This window comes from Streptomyces omiyaensis, assembly GCF_014650895.1.
Taxonomy (GTDB): domain Bacteria; phylum Actinomycetota; class Actinomycetes; order Streptomycetales; family Streptomycetaceae; genus Streptomyces; species Streptomyces omiyaensis.
On the sequence record NZ_BMVV01000004.1, the window covers coordinates 308,788 to 325,591 of the forward strand.

Annotated in this window: 13 protein-coding genes; 4 read left to right on the forward strand and 9 right to left on the reverse strand. The window is 70.5% G+C overall.

Annotated features, from left to right (window positions below; genetic code table 11):
* Window positions 1-126 precede the first annotated feature (126 nt).
* Genes IE287_RS09530 through IE287_RS09545 form a run of 4 tightly spaced genes read left to right on the forward strand, consistent with a single transcriptional unit; the run spans window position 127 to window position 2,275 of the window.
* Window positions 127-609, forward strand: a complete 483-nt coding sequence (locus IE287_RS09530; RefSeq protein ID WP_189848485.1) for an Asp23/Gls24 family envelope stress response protein — start codon at window positions 127-129, stop codon at window positions 607-609.
* A 58-nt stretch (window positions 610-667) separates the two neighbouring features.
* The gene (locus tag IE287_RS09535; RefSeq protein ID WP_189848486.1) at window positions 668-850 is read left to right on the forward strand and encodes a hypothetical protein; all 183 of its coding nucleotides are present in this window, start codon (window positions 668-670) and stop codon (window positions 848-850) included.
* Entirely contained in the window at window positions 847-1,758 is a 912-nt protein-coding gene (locus IE287_RS09540) for a DUF6286 domain-containing protein (RefSeq protein WP_189848487.1), read from the forward strand. The genes IE287_RS09535 and IE287_RS09540 overlap by 4 nt, the downstream gene beginning before the upstream one ends.
* The gene (locus tag IE287_RS09545; protein WP_189848488.1) at window positions 1,751-2,275 is read left to right on the forward strand and encodes a hypothetical protein; all 525 of its coding nucleotides are present in this window, start codon (window positions 1,751-1,753) and stop codon (window positions 2,273-2,275) included. Before IE287_RS09540 ends, IE287_RS09545 begins: the two co-directional genes overlap by 8 nt.
* A gap of 797 nt (window positions 2,276-3,072) precedes the next feature.
* Here IE287_RS09545 and IE287_RS09550 read toward each other — a convergent pair.
* The 9 genes from IE287_RS09550 to IE287_RS09590 all read right to left on the reverse strand — a co-directional run bounded on the left by IE287_RS09550 (window position 3,073) and on the right by IE287_RS09590 (window position 16,534).
* A complete protein-coding gene (locus IE287_RS09550) occupies window positions 3,073-4,725 on the reverse strand; it encodes a HoxN/HupN/NixA family nickel/cobalt transporter (RefSeq protein WP_189848489.1) in 1,653 nt (550 codons plus the stop codon).
* A complete protein-coding gene (locus tag IE287_RS09555) occupies window positions 4,722-5,810 on the reverse strand; it encodes a tetratricopeptide repeat protein (protein WP_229883366.1) in 1,089 nt (362 codons plus the stop codon). Before IE287_RS09555 ends, IE287_RS09550 begins: the two co-directional genes overlap by 4 nt.
* 342 nt (window positions 5,811-6,152) lie before the next feature.
* Window positions 6,153-7,667, reverse strand: coding sequence for a DUF4331 domain-containing protein (locus IE287_RS09560; protein WP_189848649.1), 1,515 nt, complete (start codon window positions 7,665-7,667; stop codon window positions 6,153-6,155).
* An 875-nt stretch (window positions 7,668-8,542) separates the two neighbouring features.
* On the reverse strand, window positions 8,543-9,289 hold the full coding sequence (locus tag IE287_RS09565) for a class F sortase (protein ID WP_189848491.1): 747 nt from the start codon (window positions 9,287-9,289) through the stop codon (window positions 8,543-8,545).
* An 89-nt stretch (window positions 9,290-9,378) separates the two neighbouring features.
* Window positions 9,379-10,080, reverse strand: coding sequence for a hypothetical protein (locus IE287_RS09570; protein ID WP_189848492.1), 702 nt, complete (start codon window positions 10,078-10,080; stop codon window positions 9,379-9,381).
* A gap of 446 nt (window positions 10,081-10,526) precedes the next feature.
* On the reverse strand, window positions 10,527-11,399 hold the full coding sequence (locus tag IE287_RS09575; protein WP_229883367.1) for a DUF4394 domain-containing protein: 873 nt from the start codon (window positions 11,397-11,399) through the stop codon (window positions 10,527-10,529).
* Window positions 11,400-12,067: 668 nt separating this feature from the next.
* Window positions 12,068-12,718: a fasciclin domain-containing protein gene (locus IE287_RS09580; RefSeq protein ID WP_189848493.1), complete on the reverse strand. Its 651-nt coding sequence runs from the start codon at window positions 12,716-12,718 to the stop codon at window positions 12,068-12,070.
* A gap of 92 nt (window positions 12,719-12,810) precedes the next feature.
* On the reverse strand, window positions 12,811-14,403 hold the full coding sequence (locus IE287_RS09585; RefSeq protein WP_189848494.1) for a molybdopterin-dependent oxidoreductase: 1,593 nt from the start codon (window positions 14,401-14,403) through the stop codon (window positions 12,811-12,813).
* A gap of 67 nt (window positions 14,404-14,470) precedes the next feature.
* The gene (locus tag IE287_RS09590; RefSeq protein ID WP_229883368.1) at window positions 14,471-16,534 is read right to left on the reverse strand and encodes an MMPL family transporter; all 2,064 of its coding nucleotides are present in this window, start codon (window positions 16,532-16,534) and stop codon (window positions 14,471-14,473) included.
* Between the last annotated feature and the right edge of the window lie 270 nt (window positions 16,535-16,804).

Here is a 16,804-nt window from a genome sequence, read left to right on the forward strand (position 1 = left end):
GCTTTCGTTACGCCACCCGGATCCGAACTTTCGTTCACCCGTTCACGACAAGAGGTCCGTAACGCACCGCGCTCTCGCGGTGTCAAAGCAGTGCAAGCACACACCGACCCCATCGAGGGAGCAGTCATGACGGCAACGCAGGAGAAGACCCCGGTCCGCATGGACCACGCGGCCGGCCCGGTACCCGGCGCCGGCCGCACGCAGGTCGACGAGCCCGGCGGCACGCACGGCAGGACGTCGATCGCGGACACCGTCGTCGTCAAGATCGCCGGGCGGGCGACGCGGGAGGTCCCCGGTGTCCACGACATGGGCGGCGGCCTGTCCCGGACGCTGGGCGCGGTCCGCGACCGGGTGCCCGGCGGGCGCCCGAACGTGGGCCGCGGCGTGAAGGTCGAGGTGGGCGAGCGCCAGGCCGCCATTGATGTGGAACTGGTCGTGGAGTACGGCGTTCCGGTTCCGGACGTGGCCCGCGACGTGAGGGAGAACGTGATCGCCGCGGTGGAGCGGATCACGGGCCTGGAGGTCGTGGAGGTGAACATCGCCGTCACCGACGTCCACCTGCCCGGAGACGACGAGGACGACAACACCATCGAGACGCGGGTGGCGTGAGCGGCTCGCGCCGCGTCACCGCACGGACAACGTCGACGAGGGAAGGAAGGCAGCAGCCATGAGCAGGGACGTCCTCGGGCTGATGGTCGGGATGGCACTGGGATTCGCCGGCTGGTTCGGGGGCTTCGGGGCCTTCCTCCTGGTCGCCGCCCTCGGCGGGCTCGGCTACGCGGCCGGCCGCCACGCCGAGCGGGGCGGAGACCTGCGCGACCTCCTGATCGCCGAGCGCAGGCACCGGTGAACACCGCCGAGCGGGGCGTCACCACCGTCGCCGACCGGGTGACGGCCAAGATCGCCCGGCAGGCGGCCGCCGAAGCCACCGCCAAGACCGGCGGGCACGTCCTCAGGTCGGCGGCCACCACCCGCGGGCGCCACGTCGAGGTGACTGTGGAGGTGGACCTCCCCCCGTCCGCACCGGCCGACACGGGCCGGATGGTCCACCTCCGCGATCACCTGACCGACCGCACCCGGCACCTGACCGGGCTGGCCGTCACGCCCGCACGTCTGCGGGTCCGCAGGCTCCACCCACTCGCCGCCCGCCCCCTGCCAGAGGCCGAGCAGCAGCCGGCCACGGTCGGCAGGTTGTGGTCCCCGCGTCGTGCCGCCGCCACGGGTACGGCCTTGGCCGTGGGCGTCCTGGCCGCACTGACGCTGTGGTCCGTCCTGCACCAGCACCTGCCCGGCATTGCCGCGCCGCCGTGGGAGCAGGTGCGGCAGTGGGCTTCCCTGTCCGGCTGCCGGTCTCTCGCGCGGCCGGCAGCCCTGGCGGCCGCCGCTGCCGGGGCATGGCTGGTTCTCCTGGCCGCCACTCCCGGACACAGACGCCTGCTGCCCCTGGGCTGCCCCCGGTCGGCCCGGGCGGTCATCAGCCGCACGCACGCCGCGCGCCTGATCCGGGCGGCCGTCACCGAGGTGCCCGGGCTGCGGGTCCACTCCGTCCACTTCACCCCGCGCAAGGTCACCGTCCGCGCCGAAGCGGCCTACGGCACACCGCACGACGTCCGCGGGACGACCAACACGACCATCGAGCGCACCCTGAGGAGCATGGTCCTGCGACACCCCCCGCAAGTACGGCTCCTCCTGCGCCCCGCCCAGGACCCGCACACCGCCCCCGACCGGCGGCCTGCACAGGAGGACGGGAATGCGTAGCCGCACCGTGGCCAACCGGACGGCGCTCGCCCTGACCGGTCTCGCTCTCCTGGCCTCGGGAGCCGCCGCCACCCGGTGGGGCGAGGAGAGGATCCTCACAGCTGCCCTGCGCCACCTGGAGCCCACGGATCACCGCCTGCTCCTCGCCGCGAGCAGTGCCGCCCTCGCCGCCTCACTGGTCCTGCTCACCGCACAGATCCGGCGCCCGGGCCGGCGCCGCCTGAACCTTCCCGCCCCTGGCTGCCAACTCGACAGCCGCGCCGTCCGCCACGCCGTCCGGACCGGCTGCGCCGCCGTCCCGGGGGTCGTGCGGGCCCGCTGCAGCCTCACCGGCCGCCGGGGCACGATGCGCCTGGCCATCACCCTGACCGTGAACGGCACAGCACACCCCGGCGAGGTCTTGACCGCAGTGGCCGACGGTGTCCTGCCGCAGATCACCCCCCTGCTCACACCTCGTCGACTCCACACGCGTATCCGTCTGCGGGTCCAACGCCCCCGGCCGCACCGAACCCAGTGAGACGCGGCCGGCGGAGCCGTTCCCACGGTGACGGGCAGCCCCTGCGTGGGAACGGCTCCGCTGCCACGGCCCCGCCTGCGCGGGCATGTGCCCCAAAGGGGCGATTATCGCTGTTACGCGCGGAGCAGCGGCATGCCCGACGCGCGGCTGTGGCCGCTCCCTCTTCTCGCGGCCACAGCCCTCAAATCGCCACCACAGGCCGGTGAGTACTGCCGACCCTCGTGCACCAGCTGACCGGGTCCGCGGCAGGAAACCTGGCCGCACCCATCACCAAGGCTGCTTGCCGCGGTGATCAGGCTGTGCCCTCACGGCGCGATGCCCGCCCTGCTCCACCCTGTTCCGGTCGGCGTACGACAGTGGCGGGTCGTCGAGGGGCGGATGGCGCTCCCGCCCGGCGACCGCCACCGCTACGTCACGCGGTCCACCGGATCCCCCCGCCACCGGGCTGCCGGACGGCATGGTCGAGGCCCTCGCCGACCTATAAACGCTGCAACACGGAGCGGACCTGAAAGCCCACTGCCTCCCGCATGCCCATGGGGTCGGGCCGACGGGTGACCCGGCTGTGCAGGAACCCTGTCGGCGTTCGCGAGTAAGGGATGCCGGCATGCGGGGCCGGCCTGCCGGAGAACGCGCCCCATGAAGAAGCGCGTTGGCCGACGTTCCGCCTCCAAGTCTGGGGCACGACTTCGGTCCCCCGGCACGCAGCCGCCGGCCAACACTCGACCGCCCTGATGCAACCCTTTGCGCGACCGGAGCGGGCTGCCGAGACAGGGCCAGCTGGCAGGTCTCCCAAGCATTCAGGGGGTGAGGGCGCGTACGGTCAGTCCGAGTCCGACCACGACGACCAGGGCGGAAGTGCCCACCGGTCCGATGCGCGCGGCGGCACCGACGAGCCGGCGCAGCCGGGGCTGATCACCAGCCTGCTTGATGCGGTGTTTGACGTGGAGGAGCAGCAGTCCGGCCAGGGTCAGGGTGGCGGCCATGCCCAGGCCGTAGGCGAGGACGAGGAGCACGCCGAAGGCGGTGCGGCCGAGGGCGACGGCGCCGAGGAGGACGACGAGCGCGGAGGGGCTGGGAACGAGTCCGCCGGCGATGCCCATACCGATCAAGCCGGCTTTTCCGGCCGGGCGGGGGGCGTGGGTGTGCTCGGAGGGCGTCTGCTCCTGGGTTCTGCGCGAGGCGGGGACCGGGGCCGGAGCGGTGAGGAGGCGAGGAGAGGCGGTAGCAGATACCGCCGCACCAGTACGGTCTGCCGTCGGCGAAGCCGGATGGTGCCCCGCCCCGTGCTCGTGGTGGCGCCCGTGATCGTGGTCGTGGTGGTGGTCACGCCCGTGATGGTGGTCGTGGTCGTGATGGTGGTCGTGATGGTGCCCGTGGTGGTGATGGTGGTGACCGTGGGCGGGCTTGTTGCGGAGGGCGCGGGTGAGAAGCCACAGGCCGATGGCGGTGACGATGAGTCCGCTGGCGGTGCCAAGCCAGGCCAGGACGGTTTCGCCGGCGAGGTGGGTTGCGGTGGGGAGGGCGAGGCCGAGGACGAGTACGCCTGCGGTGTGGGTGAGGGTGATGGTCGCGCCGACGGTGACGGCGTCGCGGCGGGTTCCGCGGCGTCCGGCGAGGTAGGCGGCCATGATCGTCTTGCCATGGCCGGGCAGGAGAGCGTGGGAAGCCCCCAGGATGATGGCGAGGAGGAGAGCGAGAAGGCCGATGGGAAGGGTGAGTTCGTGCCGGGAGACGAGCGCGTCGAACCAGCCTGCGATCCGGCCGCCAGGTGTCCCCGCCGGACCGGCGGCGGGCGTGGTGGTGTCGGTGGTGCCGTTGGAGGGGGTGGTGTGCAGTTCGGCGGTGCGCTGGTCCAGTGGGGTGGCCAGTGGGTCGGGCGGGTAGCGGCGGAGTTCCTGGGTGGCTGAGGTGGTGGGGAGTTCGGTTCCGGTGATGCGCAGTCCGATGCCCTTGGCGGTGATCTCCCGCCATCCGATGCGGTTGGTGTCGTAGCGGGTGTCGACACTGATGTCACCGCCGCGCTCGAGGGGGGCGGGAGTGGTGTAGACGCAGGTGAGGCGGCTGGTTTTGAGTCCCGCCTCGCCGGGTTCCCAGGTGAGCCGTGCGGCCTTGGGGCTCCATGGTGCGGGGCCTGCGGGGGTGCGCAGGTGGAGTCGCTCGGCCAGCGTTGCGCAGGTGGTGCGCGCGTATCGGGTGGTTTCGGCGCCGGTGATGTCGTTGTTGTTGTCGGTGTCGATGAGGGAGCGTTCTTGGAGGGCGGCGATTTCTGCGCGGTCGACGATGACGGTGGCGTCGATGCGGTCTGGGTGGAGGGTCAGGCCGGTGTGGTAGTTGACGGTGAAGTTGCCCAGCGGGTGAGCGGGTGCGGCTGCTGCGGCGGGGGTGGTCAGGCCGCAGAGGGCGGTGAGCAGGCCGGTGGCTGCGGTGAGGGCGCCGTGTGCGGGGGTCATGGGGTGCCGATTCGCTTGAGGAGGGCACGCGCGTGGGCGGCGTGCAGCGGGTTGAGTGCGGAGGCGGGGCCGAGTGCTGCCTGCAGGTCGGCGGTGGCGGCCGCTTGGTTGCCCAGGGCGTGGTGGATGGCGGCGCGGTGGTAGCGCCACAGTGCGTGCCGGGTGCCGAGCGCGAGGGCTTGGTCGGCTTGGTCGAGGGCTTCGCGGTGTCGGCCCGCTTTGTGCAGGGCCCAGGCGTAGGCGTCGTGGACGGCGACGAACGGCCTGGTTCGCAGGGCTTGTTCGGCCATGGTGACGGCGCGGGCGGGGCTGCCGTGGTCGGCTTCGAAGAGGATGGCGTCGGTGTCGGGCGGGTCACCGGCGGATGTTCGGAGGGTGTCCTGGGCCCGGAGCAGCGTGAACTGGGCTTTGGCCTGTTCGCCGTGTCCGAGAGCCTGGTGCGTCTCGCCGAGGGCGAGCAGGAGGTGTGGCAGGGGTGCGATGTCCGTGGCGCGCTGCCAGTCGGCGCGTGCTTGAGCCGTCTGGCCGAGAGCGGCGTGGGCACGTGCTCGGGCGTCGAGGAGTGCGGGGTCGGCCGGTGTCTTGCGCAGCCCCTGGTCGGCTTCCTTCAGTGCGAGGGGGGCGTCGCCGTCCTCAAGGGCCAGGCTGGACAGGCAGGCGTGGGCGAAAGCCTGCTCGCTGTCGGTGGTGGCTGCGGTCAGGGAGCGCCGCATCAGTTCGGTGGCTCGCACGGTGCTGCCGCGCAGTTCGAAGACGTAGGAGGCGCGGGCCAGGGATGAGGCATCGGGGCGCAGGTCGTTCATCTTCTGCACGGCCCGTTCGGCGTCGCGGTACTGGCCGAGTTGGGTGTGGGCGTCGGCGAGTACCCCGTACGCGGCGGGGTTGTAGGGGTCGCTGGTGATGGCCTTTCGGGCCCAGGTGCGGGCGTCTGTGAAGTCGTGGCGGGCGGCGGCGAGCGCGGCCATGCCGGATTCGGCGGTGCTGTTGCCGGTGGGCTGCAAGGAGAGGGAGCGGCGCAGGGCCTTCTCGGCCGTGGCGTAGAGGGCGGGGTCGGCCGTGGTCCGGGCCTGCTCGATGCGGGCCATTCCAAGGTCCGACCACGTGTCCCAGTCGCCCGGCAGACGCTTCAGGCGCGCGGTGAAAGCCGCTACCGCGACCGCGGGGTGGGCGGCTGCGCCAGGGGGTGCGGAGGCACGCAGGGGCGGTGGACCAGGGGGGACAGCCGGGATGAGTACGGCTCCGGCGGCGAACATGGCGGCGCCCAGCGCGAAGGTGACGGCGATGGTTCTCACTCGGCGCCGGCCGCGCGCTGGCGTGGGCGGGTCAGGTTGCATTGGAGGGGGTCTTTCCTGCGTGAGTGACGCGCTCCCGGGGCCTGAACGGGCGCGGTCTGGCCCCGGGAGCCTTGATGATGCGGTGGCGTCACATCAGCCGCGGTTGCGGCGGCGCATCCGCCATCCGGCCGCCGCCAGCAGGACGGCTCCCACGCCGCCGAGGGAGGCCGCGGACTTCTCCTTGCTCATGGCCATGCCGGACGGTCCGCTGTTGACGGACTTGGTGTGCGGCAGGGCCAGGTAGGGGAACGAGGTACCGAAGGGAACCTCGTTGGCGTTGACCTTGTCGCCGTCGGCGAGCGCGGGGACGAGCTGTCCGGTCTGGGCGGCGCCCTCGACGGCCTGCAGCGAGATGTCGATGACGTCGTCGGTCAGGCGGCGTCCGTTGGGGAATCCGGCCAGGTCACCGGCGAGGACTCCGTACCGGTTCGGGTTCGCGGCCGGGGGCACGGTCATGTTGAGGCGCAGCTCCTCCGCGGGAACGATCTTGCGGAGGTTTGCGTCGCGGTTGAGGCGGTGGGCGTTGAGGTCGGCCTGGATGGGCCCGCACGCCTTGCAGATGCCGGTGAGGTAGATCTCGGCGAGGTCGTTGCGCGGGGCGGGCGGTGCGGGGACGCCGTAGACCTGCTGGATCAGCTTGGGCAGGATCGGGTCGAGGACCTTGTCGACGACCGGCTGGACGGTGCGGTCCTGGTCGGGGTTGAGGGTGTTGAAGGCGTCCTTGTACTTCAGCGGGACGACGACCTCGTTGACCAGCGGGTTGCCCAGGCGGGAGACCTGCTTCCACTTGTCGCCGTGCCCGGTGCGCGAGTCGGAGACCTGCACGCCCTTGCGGTCGGTGGTTGACCAGATCCCCACGACCGGGTTGCGTGACGGGGTGTAGTTGAGCGCCAGGTACTTCTTGGGGATCTGCAGGGCGACGGAGTTGACGTTGTAGCCGGCCAGCGTGTCCTGCCCACGCTCGGACAGGTCGCCGCCGTACAGCAGGTCGAAGACCCGAAGGTCGGCGAAGAAGGGGTCCTCGGCCTGTCCGGCGAACGTCTTTCCGCCCCCCGGCAGGGAGCGCACGGCCTGGGCGCGCAGGGAGGCGTAGTTCGGCATGGAGGCCGGACCGACGCGGGAGGGCGCGGCGGGCACGTTGGCCAGCAGAGTCCTGCTCTTGTTGCCGCGGGTCTCGATGAGGTCGTAGACCTGCCGGAAGTTCAGGTCCGGGTCGTCCAAGGTGGTGACCTGGCCGGTGTTGTAGAGGAACTGGTTCGCATCGTCGCGAGTCCGGTTCTTGAACCGCCAGGTGTACGTGATGTCGGCGTTGCCGTCACCCGTGTTGTCGATCTTGATGTTGTAGCGGAGGTCCTCGCCGAAGGCGTAGAAGTTCGGTCCGCCGTTGGGCTCCTCGAACGGGATCCAGTTCGCCAGCAGGGTGACGGTGTCGGACTTGTCGGGGCTGGTGAACGCGTACACGTCGGTGTTGTCGGCACGCGGATCACCGGCGATCAGCGGGGCCTCGCGGTGGCTGGAGGCGGAGCTGACACCAGGGCCGAGGGTGAGGACGGCCATGGCGGTCGCCAGAGCGCCGGAGCCGAGGACGAGCAGGGAGTGGTCCAGCATCCGGCGTCGGCCGGACGCCGGGAAGGTTGCCTTCACGAAGGGGTGTTTCCTTTCCAGCAAGGTGCGTACTGCGCCAGACCCCATCGGGGAGGCAACGGTTCGCCACGGGTTTGTACAGGTGGCGGTCGGCACCGCGGCGAACGAGGGGTTCGCACTGCCCGAGCAGGGTCAGGAAAGGCAACGGGGACTGACCAGGCCCAGGCACACCATCACGCACGGCTGCGCAGGGCGAAGGAAACCACGGCCGGACGGCGTCGCGTGTCCGACTGCCGCCCCCCGCCGGTGCGCCCGGGACCGTCTGCGCGAGAAATCCACAGGTCACAGGCGCAAGTACGCCCACCTGCGCGCCATCCGAGACGTCGACGACACGTTGCGTGCTGTTAGGCCAAACGAGACAACACGCCTTTATTGCAACGAAGTTGCAGCAGCCGTGGCCGTCTACGTCCGTGTGATTCTGTCAGCGCGAGTCCGGCACAACCCACGGCTGGTATCGCTCCTCGTAGCCATGACCACACCGTCATCGCGGGCAGCCCCGCGCCTCCTCGGTCTCGGCCGGGACCATCGCGGTTGCTCAGCGCCAGAGCCGACGACCATGGTCGGGAGGTGCTGCTGGTGCCGCTCGGCACACGTCGCCTGCGCGAGAGGGTGCCCGATCGACCCGCTCGGAGTGCGGCGGCCCGACCTACAAGGCATTCTGAGACCGGCTCAACGTGCCGTAGGAGGCCACTGGAGAGCCCGCATCGAAAGGCCCGCCACCCCCCAGGGTGGCGGGCCTTTCGAACTGTTGCGGGTTGCCCGCTTCACGCGCGTGCATGGGCGGGGGCGTGCTGACCGCAGGCGCTGGCCAGTGTGGGTGGTTGTGCGGGAGCAGGGGGTCAGTCGGCGGGTTGCAGGTGGGCGAAGACGACGAGGTTCTCGGTGTAGTCCTTGGCCGTGCGGTCGTAGGGGCCTGCGCAGGTGATGAGCCGGACGAGGGCGTCGGGGGTATCGTCGTACACGCGCTGGTTCGGGAAGTCGTCCTTGCTGAAGCTCTCCACCGAGTCGACGAGGAAGACCGCGGTGGTGCCGTCGGCGCGCGTGACTTCGAAGGAGTCGCCGGCCTGAAGTTCGCCGAGCCGGGCGAAGACGGCCGGTGCAGTGGCCGTATCCAGGTGGCCGGCGATAAGCGCGGTCCCCCGCTCGCCGGGAGCGATGCCGGCGGCGTGCCATCCGACGAGGTTGACGTCGTCGGCCGGGGGTGGATCCAGGGCCCCTGAAGGCCCGATCTCCAGGTCGGTGAACGGAGCGTCTACGCCGATCTTGTCGATCTTCAGGCGGGTAGGGATCGCTCGGGACATGGCGGGACTGGACGTCGGTCCGGTTCCCGGCGGGGCCTGGTGGGGCGCGCGGGAAGGTGTCGAGGCGCCGACGGGGGCCGACAGGGCCGTGGAGGATGCCTCGGATCGTGGAGTGTCAGCCTCGTCCTGCGTGAAAGTCTTCGGTCCGAAAAGGACCAGGAGCGCGGCGAGTGCCGTCGTCCAGAACACCGTGGGCGCAACCCATCGTGCCGGCCAGCGGCGGGAGGCATCTTCGCCGGCGGAGTCGGGTGGGGGTTGCTTCACAGACGTCTTCTCATCGGGCATGGCGGATCCGGGGTCGCGTGGCGAGCAGAGACGGTTTCCACGGCGCAGGGGCTGCCCTCAGTGCGGCAGCCCCTGCGCCGGGTCGGCTATCACGCGGACGCGCCGGCAGTCTTCTTACGGCGGTAGAGAACGAACGCGCCCGCCCCGGCCGCCAGCACCAGCGCACCGGACAGGCTCACGCTGTCCCCCGCGAGGCCACCGCCACCGGTGTGCATGCCGCCCTTGGGCTTGTCGTGCTTGTAGCCCTCCGGCTTCTGCTGCTCGGGCTTGCCCCAGTCATCGGCGTTGACCGCGGACAGTGCGCCCGCCCCCGTGTGCATACCGCCGTACGGCTTGTCGTGGTCCTTCTTCTCGTGCTTGTCCTTGGACCAGTCGTCGCCGATCAGGGACAGGGCGCCGGAGCCGGTGTGCATCCCGCCGTGCGGCTTGTCGTGGTCCTTCTCATGCTTGCCGCCCTTGTCATGCTCCTTCGACCAGTCGTCACCGCTGACCGCGGTGAGCGCGCCGCCACCGGTGTGCATGCCGCCGTGCGGCTTGCCGTGGTCCTTGTCGCTCTTGTGGTGCTCCTTCTTGCCGTGCTCGTCCTTGGACCAGTCGTCGCCACCGATCAGGGACAAGGCGCCGGAGCCCGTGTGCATCCCGCCGTGCGGCTTGTCGTGGTCACGCTTCTGGCTGTGGGCGGAGTCGTCCTTGTCCCAGTCCCCGGCCGTAAGCGCGTATGCGCCGGGCGTGGTGAGGGCCAGAGCGGCGGCCGTGGCGGTGGCGGCGAAGAGAATGCGGGCAGAGCGCATCAAACGCTTCCTTCCATCCGCTGCGTCAGCAGACCGTTGTCTGCTTCCATACGCGGCGACATGGCCCACCGTCAGCTCCTCAGTGACGGTCCGCCACCTGAACTAGTGCATAAGAGAAACAGCGGCAGCGGTACCTGGCGGCCGTACGGGAGCAGCCGGACATGACCAGAGGAAGTCGGCTTCCGCGCCAGATGAGGCTTGGGCTCAGCGCAGCGCCCCCTGCAGGAGGGGGCGCTGTGTCTGAGGATGTGGTCAGTCTCCGAGGCAGCAGATCAGTGATGCCAGCAGGAGTCCTTCCCATCCCAGGAGCCGGGTCTCGCTCCTGCCCGGCTCATGGCGTACTTCGAGGCCGGAGACGGGTGTGGGCTGCCAGGCGTCATCGGGCCCAGGCTCGCGAGCAGGGGCCGAAAGGCGCTGGGGCGACTGACCGTCCGCGTGTGGGCCCGTCAGTTCTGGTCCAGGGGCAGGGCGATGTCGACGACCTGCCGGCCGGCGGGGAAGGCGCCGACAAGGTCTGCGCGGCCGTTGAGGATGTTGACCTTGTAGAAGCGCTGCTTGCCGTCGGTGGACAGGGCGGCGAAGCCCCGGTTGGAGCCGTCGGAGCTCTTGTAGTAGATGTCGAATCCGGCCGACGGGCCGGCGCTCACTCCGAGGTTTCCGGTGGGGGCCAGGGTGCCGGCGTTGGCCGGGGACTGCAGGGAGACGCGGTCGTTGGTGGTGTCGATGTCGAACAGCGAGGTCGCGGTTGCCGCGTTGAGGTCGTTGTTGGTGTATGCGGCGCCGGTGACGCCCAGAGCGGTGGAGGGCGGCATGGTGGGGTTGGTGAGCGTGCCGTCGACGGCGGTGGGGGTGGCGGGGGCATTGACGTTGTGGCGCAGGTTCTGGCCGGTGTCGCTGATGACGCGCAGGCGGTCGGCGGCGGGGTTGAAGTCGACGCCGAAGTGCTTGCCCTGAAGGGCGACGGTCAGCTGGGAGACCTTGACGGCCTTGGCGCTGCTGCTGAGCGTGTAGATGCCGCCCTTCTCACCCACGCCGTAGAGCTTGCCGTCCTGGACCCGGAAGTCGATGCCGACCAGCACGGTGTCGCCGCGGAGGCCGGAGACCTTCCCCAGCGCCCAGGTCTCGGACGGCTTGTGGACGTCGAAGCCCACCAGACGCTGGTCCGTCGTCAGGCCCACGCTGACCAGGCTGTGGCCCGCGGCGCGGTTCCCCGGGCCGAAGGGTCCGGCATCGCCCGTGTGGGCCGAGGCCAGCACGGGCGACATCAGAGCAGCAGCCACCGCGGCAGCCGTGACGGTGGTGGCGATGCGTGTACGCACGAGAGGACTCCGATCGATCAACAGCCCGCACCCACGACGGGGGCGAGTCTGTGGATGCTTCGACACCCCCTGCCGCAAAGGATGGGCTCTGCAGCCCCCAACCGCCCGATTGGCCGTCAAAAGTCCTACCGCCACACCCACCCACAGCCCAACGCCGTCCGCTTCCCTGAAATCGACCGGACGTACATGCAGGGGGAACAGACATGCATCGGGCGAGGCGGAGTACAGACCGCTACGGCGCGGCGGTGCGACACACAGTCGGCGTTCAAGCGACGGATCCCTCACGGAAGATATCGATTGCGACCAGCCAGTCCATCTCCGCCCCGGAGACTGAGTCACCGCCAGCACGCAACTGAAGGCGCGGCTCGCCGGGCAGCGAGCGAACCGTCGTTGAACAGTCTGCCGTGGCCCGAACCGCTCGGAGAGGCCGCTCCACGTCACGCCGGCCGGGGGTCTGCACGCGATGCCCTCAAGCACTTGGGGGCCCCGTATCGCCCGTGCAGCGCCAGAAATGATCTCCGACGATCGGAGCGCGATCCAGCGATCGAACACACACCCCTTCAGGGGGGCACACGGTCCGACTCTGCGGCGGCGGCCGCGATGCCGCCGCCGTGCCCCTTCGAGGCGAAGGGGCACGGCGGCGGCATGCGTTGCTGCTGGGGCGGCGTTTACTTGGGCATGAGGACGGTGTCGACGATGTAGACGTTGGCGTTGGAGGTCTTGACGTTGCCGCAGACGACCTTGGAGACGTCGTTGACGGTGTAGTTCTCGCCGGAGCCCTTGGTGGTGATCATGCCCTTCTGGAGGGTCTCGAAGGAGCCGTTCTCCAGCTGCTTCGGCGTCAGCTTCTCGCCGACGACGTGGTAGGTGAGGATCTTGGTGAGGGTGGCCTTGTCGGCGAGGACCTTGTCGAGGTCCGCCTTCGGGATCTTGGCGAAGGCATCGTTCGTCGGCGCGAAGACCGTGATGTTCTCCGCGTTGTTGAGGGTGTCGACCAGGCCGGCCTGCTTGACGGCGGTGACCAGGGTCGACAGGGCCGGGTTGTTGGAGGCGGCGGTGGCGACCGGGTCCTTGGCCATGCCGTCGAAGGAGCCCGCGCCCTCCTTCGGCACCCCGGCACAGGCCGGACCGAAGGGCTGGTCGTCGGTCATCGGCTCCTCGGACGGCGTGCTCGTCTCCGTCTTCGCCTGGTCGCCGGCGGCCGCGGTGGGGGCTGCCTTGGTGTCGCTGCCGGAGTCGGAGCACGCGGCCAGGGAGAAGGGCAGCGCGGCGGCTGCGACGACGGCGATCGCGGTACGGCGGATCTTCAGGCTGTTCATAATGGTTTGCTCCTTGAAGGGCTGTCTCTGCGGAGTGGTGGTTTGGTTGGTAGTGCTGCCCGTGGGCGTAGCCGGCGGGCCGTCTGGGTGGTCTAGGAAACGGTGACGAAGACGCTGTGCCAGCCGCTCGCCCCGTCGGGAATGGTCCGGGTGCGCTGCTCGGTCTGGACCTGGCCAGTGCCGTCGGTGGCGCGGACGGTGAGGTTGTGGCCGCCGGGGGTGGCGTTCCATCGGTAGGTCCACTGGCGCCAGGTGTCGGTGCCTGCCTGGGCGGCGAGGTCGGCGTCCTGCCACGGTCCGTCGTCGATGCGGATCTGTACCCGGGTGATGCCGCGGCGCTGGGCCCAGGCGACCCCGGCGACCGTGACGATGCCGGCGGCCGGGCGGGCGAACGGCTTGGGGGTGTCGATACGGGACTGTGTCTTGATAGGCGCCTTGCGGGCCCACTTCCGCTTCACCCAGTACGGGTCGTAGGCGTCGAACGTGGTGAGCTCGATGTCGGTGATCCACTTGCAGGCCGACACGTATCCGTACAGGCCGGGGACGAGCATCCGGACCGGGAAGCCGTGGTCGAAGGGGAGCGGCTCGCCGTTCATGCCGACCGCGAGCATCGCGTCCCGGCCGTCCATCACGTCCTCGACCGGCGAGCCGAGCGTCATACCGTCGACCGACCGCGCCACCAGCTGATCCGCTTTCCCGCCCCGCGACGGGGGGACCACGCCGGCCTCCTTCAGAAGGTCGGCGAGGGGGACACCCAGCCAGCGGGCGTTACCGATGTAGGGGCCGCCGACCTCGTTGGAGACACAGGTCAGGGTGATGTCCCGCTCGATGAGGGGGCGGGCCAGGAGCTGGTCGAGGGTGTAGGTGCGCGGCCGGGTGACCCCTTTGCCGTGAATCCACAGCCGCCAGGTGCCGGCGTCGACCTTGGGCACGGTCAGGGCGGTGTCGACGCGGTAGAAATCGCGGTTGGGGGTGGTGAAGGCTGTGATGCCGGGGACCTTCAGCTGGACGCCGGCCGGGAGAGCGGGGGCGGGAGAGGAGGGTTTGGGCAGGACCAGGGCCTCGCGGGAGGCGACAGCACCTTGGCTTTGTCGACTGGTGAAGAACCGTCCCAGCGCTCCGGCCGTGATGGCCGCCGCGGCGGTCGCGCCGGCCGCGGTGAGGAAGCCGCGCCTGTCCCACGACAAAGCGTCGGACTGGCCGGCCTCGCCGACCGGGGCTGGGGCGGGGAGGGCTTTGGACGCCAAGAGGTACAGCACGCCGGCTCCCGCGACCGCTCCCGCGATGGAGGGCAGTACGTCACCGAGGCCTCTGGAATCGGGACGGCCGAAGGCGGCTGCGGCCCCGATGACTCCGAACAGCAGCACGCCCGCGGCTCCGATGCGCCGATGCGACAGGGCGAGGATGCCCAGGCCGATGGCGATGAGGGCGAGGATCGCGAGAATCCCGAGCTGCAAAACCGTCTTGTCGTTCTCTCCGAACGTGCGGATCGCGAAGTCCTTCACGGCCGCCGGCGTCCGGTCGATCACCGCGCCGCCCACCACCGTCACCGGTCCGGCCGCCGGCCGCACCAGTCCAGCGACCAGCTCGGCCACGGCCAAGGCCGTGAAGGCGGCCAGAAGCCCGGCCAGCGCGCCCCGTGCGGCGCGGAAGAGGGTCCTGCGGAAGCTGCTCACACCCGCCATTCGGCGTGCCCCGCCGGGCGGATTGGTTCGACCTCCAAAAGAGTGAACTCTTCTTTCTGGGTTGCCTTCACGGCGCGGACGCGGAGGTCGCCGGCCGGCCGGCTGCATCAACGCCTTGGGCAGGTTGAGGGCCGCTAGCGGAAAGGGCGATGTCACGGGTCAAGCGCGTGGGCCACCAGGCGCAGTGGCCGAGGTCGAGGATGAGGGCGGGGACGAGAAAGAGCCGCACGAGAAGGGTGTCGATGAGGACGCCGATGGCGACGACGCAGCCGATCTGGGCGAGGTACAGAAGGGGCATCACGGTGAGCGCGGCGAAGGTGGCGGCCAGGATGAGTCCCGCGGCGCTGATGACTCCGCTCGTGGTCTGAACTCCGCGCTGGACCCCCGCCAACGTGCCGTGGCGGACTGCTTCGGCGCGGATCCGGTGCACGAGGAAGATGTTGTAGTCGACGCCGAGTGCGACGAGAAAGACGAAGGAGAACAGCACCACGGCCGGTTCGGTCGCCGCGCTGGCGGAGACCAGCCGGAAGAGCAGGGCGGCAACACCGAACGCGGTGAACAGACTGACCCAGGCAGCCGCGACCAACAGCAGTGGCAGCAGCAAACAACGCAGCAAGACAATCAGAACGGCCAGAACCACGACCAGGACCAGGGGCATGATCAACCGGTGGCCGCGCACGGACGCCTGGTGCAGGTCGGCAAGTTGCGCGCTCTGACCGCCGACCAGCGCCCCGGTCCCGGCCAGCGAGCCGCGCAGCCGGTCCACCGTGTTGCGGGCGATGGCGCTGTCCGGGGCGTCCATCAGCGTGGCGAGGATTTGTGACCTGCCCTCGGGACCGGGCAAGGGTGCGGCGACGGCCGCCACACCAGGTGTGGCGGAGATCCGGTCGCGCACGTCGGCTGCCTGGGCGGCGGAGGCGACGATCGCCAGGGGGCTGGCGGTCCCCGCCGGAAAGTGGCGCGCCATCACCTCGTGCCCGGCGGCCGAGGGCGCGCCGGCAGGCAGAGCCTGGTGCAGCGGAACGCCGCTCTGGGAAAGCAACGGAGCGAATGACGCCCCCGCGACGAGCGCGAGCAAGCAGCCGGCCCAGACGCGGCGGGGCCGCCGGGCCGTCGCGCGGGCGATCCTCGTCCACATCGCGGCCGTCCCCCGCGGGGAGGAAGGCCTCAACACCCGTTGGCCGCACAGGATGAGGGCGGCCGGCAGGAAGGTCAGGGACACGAGGGCGCAGCAGGCCATGGCGATCGCCACCGCAGGCCCCAGGGCCTGCTCGCCGGGCAGGTCGCTGAACGCGAGGGTGATCATGGCGCAGGCGATGGTCGCCGCGCTGGCAAGGACAGGTGGCGCGGTGGCGCGGCAGGCGGCTTTCATCGCCGTAGAGGTGTCAGGCTTTCCGGTGCGCTCTTCGCGGTAGCGGGCGGCCAGCAGGAGGGCGTAGTCGGTGCTGGCGCCGACGACGAGGACGAACACGATGCCCTGGGTCTGGCCGTCGACCTGCAGCAGGCCCGACCGTGCCAGTGTGTACAAGGCGGCACACGCTGCTGCCAGGGCCAGCAGCGAGGCCGCGGTGGCCAGCAGCGGCATCAGCACGCTGCGGTAGACGAGGAGGAGGATCACCAGGACGCCGCCGAGGGCGACGATCAGCAGGGTGCCGTCGGTCTGTGAGAAGGCGCCGTCGAGGTCGGCTTGAGCAGCTGCTGGGCCCGCCAGGTGCACGGTTGTCGAGGCGGCCGTAGCGGCCGTCTCGCGGATGCGCGCGAGCTCGGCGGGCAGGTCGGCAGGTCCGGCGGTGATCACGGCGGTCATGGCCCGGCCGTCCTGGGCGAGGACGGGAGCAGCGCCGTCGGCCAGACGGAAGGCGACCTGACGGATCTCCTCCTGCTGGTCCGGCAAGATCCGTTCACCCTCGGTACGGGGGGTCCAGATCACGGCGAGAGGCAGCGGATCTTCGGCGCCCGCCGGATTGAGCAGATCGGCCACCCGGGCGGATTCGGCCCCGGCCGGCAGCTGCACTTCCTGGCCGGCCTGCGTGACCTCTTCGAGCCGAACGGTGTAGGGCCCGGCGGCGACAGCCAGGACCAGCCACAGCAGCACTACGGCGAACGACCTTGCACGGTTGAGCCTCAGCACGAAGCCATCTCTCTGTCCTTGCTGCCGGGCACGCCCTGCGGACGGCGGCGGCAGCAGAGCACGGGCGCCCGGGATTGCACTCCGTCTCCGATTCGGCACGGCACCAGAACCGGGATGGGAGGCAGAGCCGGACATCACCCGGACGGCCGCTCGCAGGTCTTCGCAGATATGGGCAATCCGGCAGGAAGTCGAGCACGAATCATCCATGCAAGCAGCCCTGGAGTTTCAGCCACGACGCCGGCGACGGCGGTCGGCAAGCCGCCGCAGCAA